General features: G+C 72.8%; 17 protein-coding genes. 14 read left to right on the forward strand and 3 right to left on the reverse strand.

Annotation, left to right across the window (positions count from 1 at the left end):
* Window positions 1-113 precede the first annotated feature (113 nt).
* From ACIGW4_RS01995 to ACIGW4_RS02030, 8 genes are all read left to right on the forward strand, one after another.
* Entirely contained in the window at window positions 114-1,808 is a 1,695-nt protein-coding gene (locus tag ACIGW4_RS01995; protein ID WP_399577841.1) for a sensor histidine kinase, read from the forward strand.
* The gene (locus ACIGW4_RS02000; RefSeq protein WP_030690508.1) at window positions 1,805-2,206 is read left to right on the forward strand and encodes a roadblock/LC7 domain-containing protein; all 402 of its coding nucleotides are present in this window, start codon (window positions 1,805-1,807) and stop codon (window positions 2,204-2,206) included. The genes ACIGW4_RS01995 and ACIGW4_RS02000 overlap by 4 nt, the downstream gene beginning before the upstream one ends.
* The gene (locus tag ACIGW4_RS02005) at window positions 2,203-2,556 is read left to right on the forward strand and encodes a DUF742 domain-containing protein (RefSeq protein WP_123457042.1); all 354 of its coding nucleotides are present in this window, start codon (window positions 2,203-2,205) and stop codon (window positions 2,554-2,556) included. Before ACIGW4_RS02000 ends, ACIGW4_RS02005 begins: the two co-directional genes overlap by 4 nt.
* Window positions 2,537-3,163 carry a GTP-binding protein gene (locus ACIGW4_RS02010; RefSeq protein WP_399577844.1) on the forward strand — a complete coding sequence of 209 codons (627 nt, stop codon included), beginning with the start codon at window positions 2,537-2,539 and terminating at the stop codon, window positions 3,161-3,163. Before ACIGW4_RS02005 ends, ACIGW4_RS02010 begins: the two co-directional genes overlap by 20 nt.
* Window positions 3,160-4,389 (forward strand): cytochrome P450, encoded by a 1,230-nt coding sequence (locus ACIGW4_RS02015; protein WP_398706669.1) that lies wholly within the window; start codon window positions 3,160-3,162, stop codon window positions 4,387-4,389. The genes ACIGW4_RS02010 and ACIGW4_RS02015 overlap by 4 nt, the downstream gene beginning before the upstream one ends.
* The gene (locus ACIGW4_RS02020) at window positions 4,386-5,630 is read left to right on the forward strand and encodes a cytochrome P450 (RefSeq protein ID WP_123457039.1); all 1,245 of its coding nucleotides are present in this window, start codon (window positions 4,386-4,388) and stop codon (window positions 5,628-5,630) included. The genes ACIGW4_RS02015 and ACIGW4_RS02020 overlap by 4 nt, the downstream gene beginning before the upstream one ends.
* A gap of 221 nt (window positions 5,631-5,851) precedes the next feature.
* The gene (gene trpS / locus ACIGW4_RS02025; protein ID WP_123457038.1) at window positions 5,852-6,931 is read left to right on the forward strand and encodes a tryptophan--tRNA ligase; all 1,080 of its coding nucleotides are present in this window, start codon (window positions 5,852-5,854) and stop codon (window positions 6,929-6,931) included.
* A gap of 76 nt (window positions 6,932-7,007) precedes the next feature.
* On the forward strand, window positions 7,008-7,445 hold the full coding sequence (locus tag ACIGW4_RS02030) for an Lrp/AsnC family transcriptional regulator (protein WP_399578179.1): 438 nt from the start codon (window positions 7,008-7,010) through the stop codon (window positions 7,443-7,445).
* A 9-nt stretch (window positions 7,446-7,454) separates the two neighbouring features.
* Here the strand turns inward: ACIGW4_RS02030 and ACIGW4_RS02035 are convergent, their stop codons facing one another.
* Window positions 7,455-7,907, reverse strand: a complete 453-nt coding sequence (locus tag ACIGW4_RS02035; protein ID WP_123457037.1) for an SRPBCC family protein — start codon at window positions 7,905-7,907, stop codon at window positions 7,455-7,457.
* 374 nt (window positions 7,908-8,281) lie between these two features.
* Between ACIGW4_RS02035 and ACIGW4_RS02040 the strand changes: the two genes are divergently transcribed.
* From ACIGW4_RS02040 to ACIGW4_RS02055, 4 genes are read left to right on the forward strand one after another with little or no spacing between them, the layout of a single operon-like run.
* Complete coding sequence (locus ACIGW4_RS02040) at window positions 8,282-9,370, forward strand: substrate-binding domain-containing protein (RefSeq protein ID WP_123457036.1); 1,089 nt, start codon at window positions 8,282-8,284, stop codon at window positions 9,368-9,370.
* Between the two features lie 58 nt (window positions 9,371-9,428).
* Window positions 9,429-10,208, forward strand: coding sequence for an ATP-binding cassette domain-containing protein (locus ACIGW4_RS02045; RefSeq protein ID WP_123457035.1), 780 nt, complete (start codon window positions 9,429-9,431; stop codon window positions 10,206-10,208).
* The gene (locus ACIGW4_RS02050; RefSeq protein ID WP_398706665.1) at window positions 10,205-11,482 is read left to right on the forward strand and encodes a sugar ABC transporter permease; all 1,278 of its coding nucleotides are present in this window, start codon (window positions 10,205-10,207) and stop codon (window positions 11,480-11,482) included. The genes ACIGW4_RS02045 and ACIGW4_RS02050 overlap by 4 nt, the downstream gene beginning before the upstream one ends.
* Window positions 11,483-11,519: 37 nt before the next feature.
* A complete protein-coding gene (locus ACIGW4_RS02055) occupies window positions 11,520-12,023 on the forward strand; it encodes a DUF6328 family protein (protein ID WP_123457033.1) in 504 nt (167 codons plus the stop codon).
* Between the two features lie 27 nt (window positions 12,024-12,050).
* On the opposite strand, the gene ACIGW4_RS02060 is transcribed toward ACIGW4_RS02055, so the two are convergent.
* Window positions 12,051-13,058 carry an aminoglycoside phosphotransferase family protein gene (locus ACIGW4_RS02060; RefSeq protein WP_399577851.1) on the reverse strand — a complete coding sequence of 336 codons (1,008 nt, stop codon included), beginning with the start codon at window positions 13,056-13,058 and terminating at the stop codon, window positions 12,051-12,053.
* A 254-nt stretch (window positions 13,059-13,312) separates the two neighbouring features.
* Here ACIGW4_RS02060 and ACIGW4_RS02065 point away from each other — a divergent pair, with 254 nt between their 5' ends.
* Together ACIGW4_RS02065 and ACIGW4_RS02070 are read left to right on the forward strand one after the other, a co-directional pair.
* The gene (locus ACIGW4_RS02065; protein WP_399577853.1) at window positions 13,313-14,629 is read left to right on the forward strand and encodes an amidohydrolase family protein; all 1,317 of its coding nucleotides are present in this window, start codon (window positions 13,313-13,315) and stop codon (window positions 14,627-14,629) included.
* A gap of 485 nt (window positions 14,630-15,114) precedes the next feature.
* Window positions 15,115-16,455, forward strand: coding sequence for an amidohydrolase (locus tag ACIGW4_RS02070; protein ID WP_399577855.1), 1,341 nt, complete (start codon window positions 15,115-15,117; stop codon window positions 16,453-16,455).
* Window positions 16,456-16,582: 127 nt separating this feature from the next.
* On the opposite strand, the gene ACIGW4_RS02075 is transcribed toward ACIGW4_RS02070, so the two are convergent.
* The gene (locus ACIGW4_RS02075; RefSeq protein ID WP_123457029.1) at window positions 16,583-16,957 is read right to left on the reverse strand and encodes a VOC family protein; all 375 of its coding nucleotides are present in this window, start codon (window positions 16,955-16,957) and stop codon (window positions 16,583-16,585) included.
* Window positions 16,958-16,991: the final 34 nt, after the last annotated feature.

The raw sequence follows: 16,991 nt of genomic DNA on the forward strand, positions 1-16,991 counted from the left end.
TTCCGTGATCTGAATACCGATCCGATCAAGGGAGGTTCCGAACCGATCAAGGTCGGATCTATAGTGCCGTCGTTACGACTCCCCCCGCGTGCCTGTTCTCGAGAGTCTGGTTGATGTCGGCGCCGTCCACCCCTTTCCGCCCTGCCCTGCTCGCCTCGTTGCTGACGGCCGCCGTGGGTGGTGCGCTCGCCGCCGCGGCGACCGCCGCGGCGCCGCCCGAGATCCGTCCCGCACTCGGCTGGTTCTCCGGCGGCGGGGTCCTGCTCCTCGCGGCCGCGGCCTTCGCGGTCACCTGGTACGGGCGGACCTCCCGCTCCCTGAGCCGGCGGGCCGAGGCCCTCGCCGCCGAACTCGCCTCCCGGGAGGCCCAGGTCGCCCGGCTCGCGGCGGACTCGGCACGCGAGACGGCGGCCCTGAAGGAGCGGTACGAGACGGAGGCCGCCGCCTCGGAGGCGGCCCACCGGGCGCGGACCGGGGAACTGGTCCGCGCCCACGAGGCCCGGACCGCCGAGCTGACCGCGGCCCGGGCCGCCGACGTGCGGCGGCTCGAAGCCGAGCTGCGCCGCGCCGAGTCCGGCCGGTCCGCCGCCATGGCCGCCGCCGCCAACGCGGCCGGCCGCATGCAGGCCCTCGCCACGAGCATGCTCGCCGACCTGCGGGAGATGGAGCACCGGCACGCCGACGAGGACGTCCTGGCCGATCTGCTCCACCTCGACCACCGCACCGCACAGGCCGGGCGGCTCGCCGACTCCGTCGCCGTGCTGACCGGTGCCCGCTCCGGCCGCCGCTGGGCCCGCCCCATCGTCATGGAGTCGATCCTCCGCGGCGCCATGGGACGGATCGGCGGCTACCAGCGGGTGCGGCTGCACTCCAGCAGCGACGCGGCCGTCGCCGGGCACGCGGCCGAGGGCGTCATGCACGCCCTGGCCGAACTGATGGACAACGCCGCGAACTTCTCGCCGCCCACCGCCGAGGTCCACGTCTACGTCGAGGAGGTCCCGGCCGGAGTCCTCATCGCGGTCGAGGACAGCGGTCTGGTGATGAGCGACGTGCAGCTGCGCCGCGCGGAGGCCGCGGTCGGCTCGACCGCGCAGGACCTGGCCGGCCTCTCCGGCACCCGGCTCGGCCTGGCGGTCGTCGGCCGGCTGGCCCGGAAGCACGGTCTGACCGTGTCGTTCCGCCCCTCGGCGCGCGGCGGCACCGGCGCCCTGCTGATGCTGCCTCAGGAACTGATCAGCCACGCCCCCGTCGAGCCGCCGGCCGCGCCCGCCGCAGTCCTGCCGCCCGTGACGGGCCGCGGACTGACGGCCCCGGCCCCGGCCCCGGTCCCGGTCCCCGACGAGCCCGCCTCCGAGCCCGAGGCCGTCCACGACAGCGCGGCCGAGAGCACCGGCGAGCACCCCCGGTTCGGCGAGAGCGGCCTGCCGCGGCGCCGGCGCGGCCGGGCGATGGCCGCCGCGCACCCCGAGGGCCCCGAGGCCGCCGCGAAGCCGCGCGCGGCGGGCCCGCGCACCGGCGCCGCGGCCGGGGCGGCCACCCGCTTCGGCTCCTTCCGCCAGGCGGTCCGCGGCACCGGCGCCCCGGCGGGCGAGCCCGGCGCCACCGAGGGCCCCGCCACCGAAGACCCCACCGCCGAGACCGCCGCCACGCCTCCCGCTCCCGAAGCGGCCGCCGCACACCCCGCTCCCGGATCCGTGGCCGCGCCCGCCCCCGTCGTACCGTCCGATCCCGCCGACGGCCGGCCCTCCGCACCGCGGACCCCGCCGCCGTCCTCGAACTCCCCGCACCCGGAAGGCACCCCGTCATGACCGGCACCACCACCGACGAGAAGCTCAGCTGGCTCCTGGAGGGCCTGCTGGAACGCACCCCGGGCACCCGTCACGCCCTGGTGCTCTCCCGTGACGGCCTCAAGCTCTGCCGCACCCCCGAGCTCTCCGTCGACCAGGCCGACCAGCTCGCCGCGATCGCCGCCGGCATCCAGAGCCTGTCGCACGGCGCCTCCGTGGAGTTCGGCGACGGCACGGGCGGGGTCCGCTCCGCGATGGCCGAGTTCTACGGCGGCATCCTGTTCATCGTGGAGGCGGGCGAGGGCGCCCACCTCGCGCTGGTGGCCGACGAGGACGCCGACGCCGGGCTCGTGGGCCACAACATGTCCGAGCTGGTGGAGCAGTTGGGCGAGTACCTGGTCGCGAGGCCCCGGGGATGAGCCGCGGCAGGCCGGGCCGGGACGATTCCCCCGACCGGCTCTACACCCTGACCGGCGGTCGCAGCCGCGCCGGGTCCGACGCCTTCGACCTGGTGACGCTCGTGGTCTCCGAGAGCGATCCGGTCGCCGGCATGCAGTCCGAGCACGCCGCCATCCTGCGCATGTGCCGCTTCCCCACGGCGGTGGTGGAGGTGGCGGCGGGGCTCGGCCTGCCGGTGTCGATCACGCGGATCCTCCTCGCCGATCTGCACGCCACCGGACGGATCAGCGCACGGCACCCCCGTGCCTCGTACCGCCTTCCCGATCACGACATCCTGGAGCAGGTGCTCGTTGGACTCCGTAACCTCTGAACAGCGCCGGACCCTGCACAGCACCGCCGACAACGGACTGAAGATCGTCGTCGTCGGCGGTTTCGGAGTCGGCAAGACCACCCTGGTCCGCTCGGTCAGCGAGATCCGTCCGCTGAACACCGAGGAGACCATGACCCAGGCCGGCGAGGGCGTCGACGACACCGTCGGCGTCGCCGCGAAGACGGCCACCACGGTCGCCTTCGACTTCGGCCGGATCTCGCTGGACGCGCACAACGTCCTGTACCTGTTCGGGGCGCCCGGCCAGGAGCGCTTCTGGTTCCTGTGGGACCGGCTGTTCTCCGGGACGCTCGGCGCGGTCGTCCTCGTCGACACGCGGCGCCTCGCCGACTCCTGGTACGCGATCGACCGCCTGGAGCACCACGGCACGCCGTTCGTCGTCGCCTGCAACGACTTCGGAGGCCCCGTCCACACCCCCGCCCAGGTCCGCGAGGCCCTCGACCTCGCCGACGAGGTGCCGCTGGTCTTCTGCGACGCCCGGTCGCGCGAGTCCAGCAAGCAGGTGCTGATCTCGCTCGTGGAACACCTGCGGTCCGTCGTCGCGGCCTCGCGGCCGACCCCCCACCCGATCCCGGAGCCCACCCCGTGACCCTCCCCGAGCCCCAGCCGGTCCCGCTGGGCGGCCCCCGCTTCCAGACCGACCCCACCGAGCTGTACCGGCAGATACGTCGCGAGCACGGGACCGTCGCCCCCGTCGTGCTCGACGGGGACGTGCCCGCCTGGCTGGTCCTCGGCTACCGCGAGCTGCACCAGGTCACCGGCGACCCGGTCCTCTTCTCCCGCGACTCCGAGCTGTGGAACCAGTGGGACGCCATCCCGGCGGACTGGCCGCTGCTCCCGATGATCGGCCGCAAGCAGCCGTCCGTCCTCTACACCGTCGGCGAGCGGCACCGCGAGCGGGCCGGGGTGATCTCCGACGCCCTGGAGGCGATCGACCCGTTCGTCCTGCGGGAGCGGGCCGAGCGCTTCGCCGACGAGCTCATCGACGGGCTGTGCGGCAAGGGCTCCTGCGACATCATCGCCGAGTACGCGATGCTCCTGCCGGTACGGGTCCTCGCCAGCTGCTACGGCTTCGCCGACGAGCAGGGCCCGGGCCTCGTCACCGCCATGAACGACATGATCAACGGTCAGGAGGGCGCGCTGGAGGGCCAGCGCCACCTGGCCGAGTCGATGTTCGCGCTGCTCGCCGCCAAGGCCGAGGCGCCGGGGGACGACGTCGCCTCCCGGATGCTCGCCAACACCGCCGGGTTCACCGTCGAGGAGGTCGCCCAGGACCTCATGGTGATGATGGCCGCGGGCCACCAGCCGACCGCCGACTGGATCGGCAACTCGCTGCGCCTGATGCTCACCGACGACCGGTTCGCGGCCTCGCTCGCCGGCGGCCGGCACAGCGTCGGCGAGGCGATGAACGAGGTCTTGTGGGAGGACACCCCGACGCAGAACGTCGCCGGGCGGTGGGCCTCGCGCGACACCCACCTCGGCGGCCGGCGGATCGGCCGCGGCGACCTGCTGCTGCTCGGTCTGGCCGCGGCCAACTCCGATCCGCACGTGCGCACCGACTCCGGCGCGTTCACCGGCGGCAACAACGCCCACTTCTCCTTCGGTCACGGCGAGCACCGCTGCCCGTTCCCCGCCCAGGAGGTCGCCGAGACGATCGCCCGGACGGGGATCGAGGTGCTGCTCGACCGGCTCCCGGACGTGGACCTCGCGGTCGCCGAGGGCGCCCTCGCCCGCCGCCCCTCCCCCTGGCTGCGCGGTCTGACCGCGCTCCCCGTGACGTACACCCCGACCCCCGCCCTTGGAGCCCTCGGATGAGCTGCCCGTACGACCACACCGCCGCGTCCGGCACCGATGTGATCGAGCTGGACCCCTTCGTCACCGACCTCGACGGCGAGAGCGCGCGGCTGCGCGCCGCCGGTCCGCTGGCCCGTGTCGTCCTGCCCGGCGGGGTGCCCTGCTGGGCCGTCACCCGGCACGCCGAGGCGCGCAAGCTGCTCACCGACGCCCGTCTCGTCAAGGACATCGACGTCTGGGGCGCGTGGCAGCGCGGCGAGATACCCCTGGACTGGCCGCTGATCGGTCTGGCCAACCCCGGCCGGTCGATGCTGACCGTCGACGGCGAGGAGCACCGGCGGCTGCGCTCGCTGGTCGCGCAGGCGCTGACGGCCCGTCGGGTGGAGCGGCTGCGGGCGGGCATCGAGGCGCTCACCGAGGGGATGCTCGACCGGCTGGCCGAGCGTCCGGCGGGCGAGGTCGTGGACCTGAAGGCGGAGTTCGCCTACCCGCTGCCGATGAACGTGGTGGGCGAGCTGATGGGCGTGGACCCGGCCGACCACCCGCGGATGAAGGCGCTGTTCGACAAGTTCTTCTCGACGCAGACGCCGCCCGAGGAGGTGCCGCAGATGATGGCGGACCTGGGCACGCTGTTCGCGGGGATCGTGGCGGGCAAGGCGGAGAACCCGGGCGACGACCTGACGAGCGCGCTGATCGAGGCGTCGGAGGGCGGTGACCGGCTGACCACGGAGGAGATCACCAACACCCTCCAGCTGATGGTGGCGGCCGGGCACGAGACGACGATCAGCCTGATCGTGAACGCCGTGGTCGCCCTGGAGACCCACCCCGAGCAGCGGGCCCTGGTGCTCAAGGGCGAGGTGCCGTGGGAGAACGTGATCGAGGAGACCCTGCGCTGGTCGACGCCCACCTCGCACGTGCTGATCCGCTTCGCCACCGAGGACATCGAGGTCGGCGACCGGGTGCTGCCGAAGGGCGAGGCGCTGATCGTGTCGTTCGGCGCGATCGGCCGGGACGAGGAGCAGCACGGTCCGACGGCGGGCGAGTTCGACGTGACGCGGACGCCGAACCGGCACATCTCCTTCGGTCACGGCCCGCACGTGTGCCCGGGGGCGGCGCTCTCCCGGCTGGAGGCGTCGGTGGCGCTCCCCGCCCTGTACGGGCGCTTCCCGGAGCTGCGCCTCGCGGTGCCGCGCGAGGAGCTCCGCAACAAGCCGGTCGTCACCCAGAACGACCTCTTCGACCTCCCGGTCCTGCTGTCCTGACGGCTTCCGGCGGGTCCTGATCGAAACGCCCCGTGGTTCCGGCCGCGGGGCGCTATGCTGGCTCCATGCATCTGTCGTCGTGCCTCAGCTGGTGGCGCTCCTCCTAGGAGCGGCCACCACTCGCGCACGACCGGGCCGTTCGGACGAACGGCCCTTTTGCGTTTCCCGGCTCATGGGTCCCGTCGTCCCGACGGCGCCACCGACCCCCACCAGGAGACGCCATGACCACCTTCGCCCCCGCCACCCCCGCCGACGACGTCCTCGGCACGTCCGCCGCACGGACCCGCAGCGCGGTCCTGGAGCGACAGATCCGCGAGAACCCGGGACGCTTCCGCATCCTGACCGGCGACCGCCCCACCGGGCGGCTGCACCTGGGGCACTACTTCGGCACCCTGCACAACCGGGTCCGGCTCCAGGACCTGGGGGTGGAGCTGTTCGTGATCATCGCGGACTACCAGGTCCTGACCGACCGCGACGTGGCGGACCACCTCACCGAGCACGTCGAGGAGCTGGTCCTCGACCACCTCGCGATCGGTGTGGACCCGGAGCGCAGCACGGTCTTCACCCACAGCGCCGTCCCCGCCCTGAACCAGCTGCTGCTGCCCTTCCTCAGCCTGGTGTCGGTGGCCGAGCTGAACCGCAACCCCACCGTCAAGGACGAGATCGCGCACTCCCGGCAGTCCTCCGTCAGCGGCCTGATGTTCACCTATCCCGTCCATCAGGCCGCCGACATCCTGTTCTGCAAGGCGAACCTCGTCCCCGTCGGCCAGGACCAGCTGCCGCACCTGGAGATCACCCGGACCGTCGCCCGCCGGTTCAACGACCGCTACGGCGCCGTCTTCCCCGAGCCCGACGCCCTGTTGTCGGACGCCCCGCTGCTGCTCGGCACGGACGGCACGAAGATGAGCAAGAGCCGGGGCAACGCCGTCGCGCTCGCCGCCGGCGCCGACGAGACGGCCCGGCTGATCAAGGGCGCGAAGACCGACTCCGAGCGTCACATCTCCTACGACCCGGCCGGCCGGCCCGAGGTGGCGTCCCTCCTGCTGCTCGCGGCCCTCTGCCAGGGCCGTGCCCCGGAGGCGGTCGCCGCCGACATCGGTTCCGCGGGCGCCGCCGCGCTGAAGCGGACCGTGACGGAGTCGGTCAACGAGTACCTGGCACCGATCCGGGCCCGCCGCGCGGAGTACGCCCGGGACCGCGCGTACCTGCGCCGGGTCCTGCGCGAGGGCAACGAGCGGGCCCGGTCGGTCGCCGACGCGACGCTCAGCGAGGTGCGCGCGGCGATGAACAGTCACTACTGACGTATGTTTCCGGCATGGGAGCGACCGTTTCCGGCAGGGGAACGAGGGAGGGGAGTCGGGGATGACGGAGGGGATCGTGGACGCCATCGACCGGGCGCTGCTCGCCGAGCTGCAGCGGGACGCCACGCAGGCGTACGCGGTGCTGGGCAAGGCGGTCGGTCTGTCGGCCGGCGCCGCGCACGAGCGGGTGCGGAAGCTGCGGGAGCGCGGCGTCATCCGCCGCACCACCGTGGACGTCGACCCCGCCGCGCTGGGGCAGGACGTGCTCGCCTTCGTCATGGTCGACTCGTCCGCCTGGATCGGGGACTCGGCGGCGGCGTTCGCCGCGATCCCCGAGATCCAGGAGGCGCACGTCATCGCGGGGAGCGCCTCGGTCCTGGTGAAGGTGCGCACCGCGACCACGGTGCAGCTCCAGGACGTGCTGCGCCGGCTGTACGCGATCGAGGGCGTGAACGGCACGCAGGCGACGGTGTCCCTGGAGACCTTCTTCGAGCGGCCGGTCTCCACGGACTGAGGCCCGTCGTCAGGCGGTCGTGCCGCTCTCCAGGATGCTCTTGAGGGTCAGTTCGTCCTTCGGCATCTCCCTCCGCGCCTGCGGGCGGACCACGAGGGGGACCAGGGCCTTGCCGACGCCGTGGCCCTCGAAGTCGAGGGAGAGCGTCAGGCGGGAGTGCTCGCCGTCGTCCAGGGGCTCGACGGTGCCCTGCACGTCGCCGCGCACGGGGCCGTCGATGCCGTGCACGTGCCAGTGCCTCGGCGGCTCCCACTCGATGACCTGCATGGTCGAGGTGAACTCCCGCTTGCCGAGCCGCCGGGTGACGGCGACCTTGGAGCCGACCGTCAAGGGGGTGTCGACGATCTTGCGGACCGAGACCGCGCTCTCCTGCCACTCGGGCAGGTGCGTCGGGTCGGTCACGTAGGAGAAGACCTCCGCGGGCTTGCGGGAGATGTCGATGGTTTCGGTGATGACAGGCATGGCGCCTTCTCCGTTCGACGGGAGGCCCCGCCGGAAGCCGGTGCGCCGACGCGGGCCCGTAGTCGCTTCGTACGAATCGTCCCACTCCCGGCGGTGCCCCGCCAGCCTCGGTCCGGGCGCCCGGGTCCGGGCACCTGAGGAGCGGCACTCGTGCCGGGACCCGGCTCCGGCGGAACGCGGCGGCCGACGGGACGGCCGGCCCGGCACCGTCCTGACCGAAGGTGGCCGCCCCGCGACGCACCGTCACCGCGAAGAGCGACTCACCCGCTTGCCGGTCCCCAGGTTGCCGCTAATGTCGATATATAGGCGATAGGTGCATCCTCGTTCCCGCGCTCACGAGGTGAGGGAGAGGGGGCGTACGAAAGGAGCCTTCCATGACCCGTACTCTGCGGAGCGCGATAGCCCTGGCCGGAGCCGCAGCCCTGTCTCTCGGAGCGATGGCGACGACCGCGACGGCCTTGGGAGCGGGCAGCGAGAAGCAGGGGAACATCCGGATCGGGCTGCTGCTGCCGGAGAGCAAGACCACCCGGTACGAGAAGTTCGACCGGCCCTACATCGAGCAGAAGATCAAGGAACTGGCGCCCGACGCCCAGATCGACTACTACAACGCCGCCGAGAGCGCCACCACCCAGCAACAGCAGGTCAACACCGCGCTCGCCAAGGGCGACAAGGTCCTCATCCTCGACGCCGTGGACGCCAAGTCCATCCAGTCCTCCGTGCAGAAGGCCCATGACGCGGGCGTCAAGGTCGTCGCGTACGACCGCCTCGCGCAGGGCCCCGTCGACGCCTACGTCTCGTACGACAACCACAAGGTGGGCGAGCTGCAGGGCAAGGCGCTCCTCGCCGCGCTCGGCGACAAGGCCAAGAGCGGCGAGATCGTGATGCACAACGGGTCGCCGACGGACCCGAACGCCGCCGAGTTCAAGGCCGGAGCACACTCCGTCCTCGACGGCAAGGTGAAGATCGGCAAGGAGTACGACACGCCCAACTGGGACCCGAACAACGCCAACCAGCAGATGTCCGGCGCCATCAGCTCCCTCGGCAAGGACAAGATCGTCGGTGTCTACTCGGCCAACGACGGACTGGCCGCCGGCATCGCCACCGCCCTCAAGGCGGCCGGCATCAACGTGCCGCTGACCGGCCAGGACGCCCAACTCGACGCGATCCAGCGGATCCTGATCGGCACCCAGACGATCACGGTCGAGAAGCCGTACAAGCCGGAGGCCGACATCGCGGCCACCATGGCCGTCAACCTGGCGGAGGGCAAGAAGCTGTCGTCCGACCTGGTTCCCACCAGTGTCACCAGCGACGGCGACCGCAAGGTCGCGGCCCGGCTGCTCAACCCGGTCGTGGTGCACAAGGACAACATCAAGGGCACCGTCGTCAAGGACGGCCTCTACACGGTCCAGGAGATCTGCACCCCGACCTATGCGGCGGCCTGCAAGGACGCCGGTCTCGAATAGCCGCGGCCGACGGCGGACAGCCGCGGAGCGGTTCGCGCGAGCGGAGGAGGCGGTTTCCTTGCCGGAGCCAGCCGTGCTCACCCTGCGGGGGATCTCCAAACGGTTCGGTGCGGTCCAGGCGTTGAAGGACTTCGATCTGGAGGTCCACGCCGGCGAGGTCGTCGCCCTCGTCGGCGACAACGGCGCCGGCAAGTCCACCGCCGTCAAGTCGATCGCGGGGGTGAACCCGCCCGACGAAGGCGTCATCGAGTGGGAGGGCCGGCCGGTCTCCATCAACCGGCCCCACGACGCCCAGCACCTCGGCATCGCCACCGTCTACCAGGACCTCGCCCTGTGCGACAACCTGGACGTGGTCGGGAACCTCTTCCTCGGCCGCGAGCTGCGCCGCTTCGGCGTCCTGGACGAGGTGCGGATGGAGCAGCGCTCGCGCGAACTGCTCGACACGCTCTCCATCCGCATCCCCAGCGTCCGGATCCCGGTCGCCTCCCTCTCGGGCGGCCAGCGCCAGACCGTCGCGATCGCCCGCTCCCTGATCGGCGACCCGCGGATCGTCATCCTCGACGAACCCACCGCCGCACTGGGAGTGGAGCAGACCGCCGAGGTGCTCGACCTGGTCGAGCGGCTCCGCGAGCACGGTCTCGGCACCATTCTGATCAGCCACAACATGGTGGACGTGATGGCGGTCGCCGACCGCATCGCCGTCATGCGCCTGGGCCGGAACAACGGCCTCTTCGAGAAGCGCTCCACGACCACCGAGGAGATCATCTCCGCCATCACCGGGGCCACCGACAGCGCCGTCACCCGCCGCCAGGCCCGCAAGCGGGAGGAGGAGCGATGAAACGGGACCGCACCCCCGGCGACGCCTCCGCCCAGGAACCGGCACCCGAGTCGATGCCCGCGGTGGACACCCGGCTGCTCGTCCGCGAGGAGGGCCTGAAGGGGTACCTCGGGGAGTTCCGCCGCAAGGTGCGCAGCGGAGAACTGGGGTCGCTGCCCGTCGTCATCGCCGTGATCATCATCTGGACGGTGTTCGGCAGCCTCGACAGCACCTTCCTCTCGGCGCAGAACCTCTCCGACCTCAGTCAGCAGATCGTCGGCACCGGCATGATCGCCGTCGGCATCGTCTTCGTCCTGCTGCTCGGCGAGATCGACCTCTCCGTCGGCTCCGTCAGCGGCCTGTGCGCCGCCATCTTCGCCGTGCTCAACGTCCTGAACGGCATGAACGAGTGGCTGGCGCTCCTCGTCGCCATCGCGGGCGGAGCGGCCGTCGGGCTCATCCACGGCTTCTTCTTCGCGAAGGTCGGCGTGCCCGCGTTCGTGGTCACCCTCGCGGGCAACCTCGCCTGGAACGGTCTGATGCTCCAGATCCTGGGCAGCAGCGGCACGGTCAACATCCCGAGCGAGAGCATCGTCTCCAAGCTCTACTCGACGATCTTCCACAGTCCCGCCGCGGCCTATGTGACCGCGGCCGTGGGCGTCGGGCTCTTCCTCGCGGCCTCGCTCCTGGACGCCAGACGCCGCCGGTCCGCCCGGGTGCCGTTCCGGCCGGTCGCCGAGATCGTGCTCCGTACGGCCGTGATCGCCGCGATCGCGTTCGTCACGGCGTACATCCTCAACCGGTACCAAGGACTTCCGCTCGCGCTCCTCATCTTCCTGATCCTGCTGGTGGTGCTGGACTTCGTGCTGCGCCGTACGACCTACGGGCGGCGGATCTTCGCCGTCGGCGGGAACATCGAGGGCGCGCGCCGGGCCGGCATCAGCGTGCCGTTCGTCCGGATGACCGTCTTCTCGATCTCCGGGACCATGGCGGCGATCGGCGGCATCTTCCTGGCCGGGCAGATCCAGTCCGCGAGCCAGACCTCCGGCGGCGGCAACCTGCTGATGAACGTCATCGCCGCGGCCGTCATCGGCGGCACGAGCCTGTTCGGCGGGCGGGGCTCGGTCTGGTCCGCCCTCCTCGGCGCGCTGGTCATCGGATCCATCCAGTCGGGCATGAACATCATGGGAGTCAGCAACGCCGTCCAGTTCATGATCACCGGATCGGTGCTGCTGGCCGCCGTCGTCGTCGACTCGCTGTCCCGCCGGAGCCAGAAGGCCGCGGGCCGCGCCTGACCACCGGGCTCCCCCGGGGAAGGAGACGGAAGACCTCATGGAGGCGGAGCCGAACCGGAGGGAGGGGCGTCGCCGCGGCCGCGACGAGACCGAGGACGAACGGGCCGACCGGCGTTGGACGGATCTCATGCAGGAGATCCGGGTGGCGCAGACCGGCGTGCAGATCCTCCTCGGCTTCCTCCTCACCGTGGCCTTCACCCCGCACTTCCAGGGACTGGAGCAGACCGACAAGACGATCTACGTCGTCACGATCGTCCTCGGGTCGCTGGCCACGGGCGCGCTCATCGGCCCCGTCGCCTTCCACCGGATCGTGGCGGGGCGGCGGATCAAACCCCAGGCGGTCGTCTGGGCCTCACGCCTCACCTTCATCGGACTCGTCCTGCTCCTGGCGACCCTGACGTCGGCCCTCTTCCTCGTCCTGCGGGTGGTCACGCACGACACGTACGTGCCCTGGCTCGTCTCCGGCGTCCTCGCCTGGTACCTGCTCTGCTGGTTCGCCCTGCCCCTGTGGACGCGTTTCCACTACACCGAGGGGGACTGAACGCCGGGCCGGCCGGGGAGCGCGGGTTCAGAGAACCACCGACTCGGCGAAGAGCTCGTTCACCCAGTACGCGCTCGCCTCCGCGCACCCCGTGGTCGGCGTGCCGGGGAAGAGACGGAACCAGGAGACCGCCCGGCCCAGCGCGGCGAGCCGCGTGGCGAGCGCCGCGGCGCGGCGGAGCTCCGGCAGGGAGGGCCCCAGGTCGGTCCAGGGCTCCAGATAGGCGTCGCGCAGCCGCTCCACGTGCTCGGGGCCGTGACGCTCCCGGACGGCGCCGACGGGGACGAGCAGGCTGCTGAAGGGATGGGCGACGTTGGCGTCCCCCCAGTCGAAGAAGGTGAAGCGGCCGGCGGCGGGGGCGAGGAGCTGGGCGTCGTGCAGGTCGCAGTGGTCGAGCGAGTCCGGGATCCCGTACGCGTCGAGCTCGGCACACCAGTCGAGGAGCCGGGGGCGCCGGTCCCTGAGGATGCGGCGGGCGTCGGGGTCCAGGGTGGCGTTGCCCTCGACGAGGCCGTCGAAGATCCCCGGCAGCTGGGCGGTGCAGCCGCCGGGCACGCCGAGGGCAGTCATCCGGTCCGCGTACGGGGTCAGCGCCCGCTGCATCCGCGCGTACTGGCCGAGCGCCTGCGCCCAGGACTCCGGCCCGGCGCCGCCGGCGTCGAGGACGTCCCGGAAGAGGGGGCCGCCGTCGGGGAGGAGCGACCAGCCGCGCTCGGCGTCGACCGCGAGCGGTGTCACGACGTGTTCGGGCACCCAGTCGGCGAGCGCTCCGCCGAGGGCGGCCTCGAAGGCGGCGTCGGGGGCGCTCGCCTTGAACCACACCGCGTCCCGCTCGTCGGCTCCGGTCCGGAACCGCACGAGGACCGACCAGGGCCGGACCCTGACGTCACGGGGCCCCGTCTCCTCCAGCCCGTGCCGACCGAGCTCCCGCTCCGACCAGCCGAGGGCTTCCGCCCGCCAGTCCTCTTCCTCCCAGGGGGTGACCGCGTCGGCGAACCGCCCGCGGTCGACCGTCATGGATATCGCTCGTCCCATCGGGCGATTGCACCACCGGGGCGGGTCGGGCGCACCCGAATATCGGGGCGGACACCGGGGGCCACGGGCTGGGGCCCACGCGAAGCCAGAGACCCCAGGGAGATATTCGTATACCAAAATCGCAGACGTCGAAACCCCACTTTGCAACCACACCTCGGCCAATCGCTCCTGCCGATCTTCACCCTTGTCCACCTACCCAAAATTGGTATACAAAACGAGGAGCCGTCGTCGGCCCACTCCCCCAAGGAGCTCCCATGTGCCTCGAAGCCATCCCGCCGCCCTCCCCCTCGGTGACCCGCCGCGGCGTCCTCGCGGGCGCGGCCGCGCTCGCCGGCACCGTGGCCGTGTCCGGCACGGCGGCCGCGGCCTCTTCGGCCGGCGCTGCCTCTTCCGCGGGCGCGACCTCTTCCCCGGGCGCGGCACGGGGCGGGGGGACTCCGGCCGGAGGCGACCTCGTGATCCGGGGCGGCACCCTCCTCGACCCCGCCACCGGCGAGGTCACCGAGAACGCCGTCGTCGTCATCGAACGCGGAACGGTGCGCGCGGCGGGCCGCGAAGGATCCGTCGCCGTGCCGCAGGGCGCCGAGACCCTCGACGCCCACGGCCAATGGGTCCTGCCGGGCCTGGTGGACGCGCACATCCACCTCAGCACCGCCGCCGAGGCCCGCGACGCCGTCCGCCAGGGCGCGACCAGCGCGCGCAGCGGGTCGACCACCTTCTACCAGGACATCGCCGTCCGCGAACTCGCCCGGCACAGCCCGGCGCTCGCCCCCCGCCTGACGGCCGCGGGCGTCTTCGTCACCCCGGACCTCGGCGACACCGTCCTCGCCGACCCCGACCTCACCCCGCTCGCCCGCCTCAAGGACGGCGTGCGCTCGGCCGAGGCGCTGCGCCGGGTCGTCGAGGTCAACCTCGCCCGGGGCGCCGACGTCATCAAGACCCGCGTCAACGAGCGCGCCGGACTGCCGGAGCAGGATCCGCTGGCCCAGGTCTACTCGTACGAGCAGCTCGCCGAGATCGTCGCCACCGCCCGGCGGCGCGGCAAGGGCGTGCTGTGCCACAGCTACAGCGAACAGGGCTGCCACGACGCCGTCACGGCCGGCATCCGCTCCCTGGAGCACGGGGCGTTCGTCGGCGAGCGCACCCTGCGCGAGATGCGCCGCAGGGGTACGTACTTCACCCCCACCCTCACCGCCATCGCCGGTCTGGCGGAGTCCACGAACCCGATCCTCGCCGAACGCGGCCGCACCTACCTGCCGGTGTTGAAGCGGGCCGTCCTAGCCGCGCACGAACTCGGCGTCCCGCTCGCCGCCGGGACCGACTCGTCCGGCGGCACCGTGCGCCCGATCGGCCGCGAGGTCGAACTCATGCGGGCCGCGGGGCTGTCCGCGCTCGACGCGATCCGCACCGCGACCACCGGGGCCGCCCGTCTGCTGGGCGTGGACCGCACGGTGGGGCGCCTCGGCCGGGGTTACGCGGGCGACGCGATTCTGGTGCCGGGTGATCCCCTGACCGACGTGACGCTCCTCAAGCGCCCGACCCGGGTGATACGAGCGGGCATCCCCCTCTGACCCCGGGGCCGCCGCCGGGCGGGCGGTTCCTGACGGGGCGACTCCCCCACCCGGACCGCGCGCCTGCCGGGCGCCCGGCAGGGCGGCCCCCTCCCGCCACCCGCCGCGCGGGCTCGCTCCCCTGCTGGACGGTGCCCCCGTCCACCCGCCCGTGTGGGCAATCGTCCCGCTGGGGCGGGACGGGTGGGCACACGGGACGGCGCCCTCCAGCGGCGCCTCCGCGTTCCGCGCCTTGGCCCGCACCCCGTGTGCGCCATACCTGTCGGTGCGGGTCAAGGCGCAGGAGCCTAGGCCCGGCAAAGGGCGCCGTTCCGTTGTGCCCACCCGTTCCGCCCCAGCGGAACGACTGCCCACAACGGGGGGCGCGGGGGCACCGCACCAGCAGGCGCAGCCCGCAACGGGGGCGGCAGGGGCACCGACGGAGGACCGGCCCCGCACCCCACCCCGTACCGACCCTCACAACCTCCCCCTCCCAAGGAGCTTCCATGCAGCCCCAGTCCGCCCCCTCCCGCCGCACCATGCTCGCCGGTGCCGCCGCCCTCGCCGGTGCCACGGCCGCGGCGGCCGTCACGGCCGGCGCCGCGCAGGCGGTGGCCGCTCCGACCGCGGCCGGAGCCGCGGCACCGGCCCGCGCCGGCCGCCGCGACAGGACCGTCGTGTTCCGCAACGTGCGCCCCTTCGGCGCGGCGAAGCCCACGGACCTCGTCGTCGTCGACGGCCGGATCTCGGACGGCCCCGCGCCGCACGGCGCGAAGGTCGTCGACGGCGGCGGCCGGATCGCCCTCCCGTCCCTCGTCGACGCGCACATCCACCCCGACAAGACCACCTGGGGCGGCTCCTGGGTGTCGCGCCGGCCCGCCTCCGGCATCGCCGACTATGTCGCGCAGGACGTGGAGCTGTTCCGCAGCCAGCGCCGCCCCGTCGCCGAGCGCGCCTACGGCCTGATGAGCCACGCCGTCGCCCGCGGCACCCGCGGCATGCGCGCCCACGCCGACGTGGCCCCGGCCTACGGTCTGGCCGGTGTGGAAGGCGTGGCGGAGGCCCGCGAGCGGCTGCGCCACGCCCTCGACGTCCAGATCGTGGCCTTCCCGCAGCACGGCGTCATCCGCACCCCGGGCACGGCGGCGCTCCTGGAGAAGGCGGCCCGCGAGGGCGTCATCGACATGATCGGCGGCATCGACCCGATCGGCTTCGACCAGGCCCTCGACGAGCAGCTCGACGTCGTCTTCGGCATCGCGGACCGCCACGGCGTGGGCGTGGACATCCACCTGCACGACCGCGGCGAGAAGGGCATGCGGGCGATGCGCGGCATCGTCGAGCGCACCCGCGCCCTCTCCCTCGCCGGCAAGGTCACGGTCAGCCACGTCTTCTGCCTTCCGGGCCTGACGGACAGTGAACTCGGCTCCGTGGCGAAGGACTTGGGCGAGCAGGACATCGCGCTCACCACGGTCGCCCCCTCGGACTCCCTGGTGCTCCCGATCGCCCGGCTACGCGAGCACGGCGTACGGGTCGGGCTCGGCTCGGACGGTGTCCGGGACTCGTGGAGCCCGTTCGGCGACGCCGACATGCTGCACCGCGCGCACATCCTCGGCTGGGTGACGGACGTGCGTCTCGACGACGAGCTGTCGGAGTGCTACCGCGTCGCGACCCACGGCGGCGCGGACGTGATGGGCCTCGCGCACGCCGACTTCCGGGCGGGCGCCCCGGCCGACTTCGTCCTGGTGCGCGGCGAGTGCCTGCCGCAGGTCGTCGTCGACATGCCGCGCCGGGACGTGGTCGTCCACGGCGGTGTGGTCGTGGCCCGCGACGGGGAGTTCCTCGCCTGACGAGGCCGGCACCGGGTGCGGGGCGGGGGGGGGGGGGGGGGGGCGGCCCCCCCCCCCCCCCCCCCCCCCCCCCCGCGGACGCTCCCCCGGCATCGGAGGAGCGTCCCGGGGCCACGGCTCCGCCGGACTACAGGTACGGGCGCGTGATCAGCTCGATCGCGTGCCCGGCCGGGTCCTTGAAGTAGACCCCGCGCCCGCCGTGTTCGGTGTTGGTCTCACCGGGGCGCCGCATCTGCGGGTCGGCCCAGTGCTCGATGTCGCGCTCGCACAGGCGCCGGTACGCCCGGTCGAACAGTTCGTCGTCGACCAGGAACGCGTAGTGCTGCATCTGGATGTCCACCGGGGGCTCGGCGAACTGGAGCAGGACGCCGTCGGCGAGCTGGATGTTGAGGAAGGGGCCCCAGGACGGCGCCTCGGGGAGTTCCAGCAACTCGCGGAAGAACCGCGCGGATTCCTCGCGGTTCTTGGAGGCGATGATGGTGTGGTTGAACGTGACTGCCATGTGGATGACCTCGCTGTTGATTCGACACGTGGAC

Origin of the sequence: Streptomyces sp. NPDC053513 (assembly GCF_044544765.1) — a bacterium.
Taxonomy (GTDB): Bacteria; Actinomycetota; Actinomycetes; order Streptomycetales; family Streptomycetaceae; genus Streptomyces; species Streptomyces litmocidini.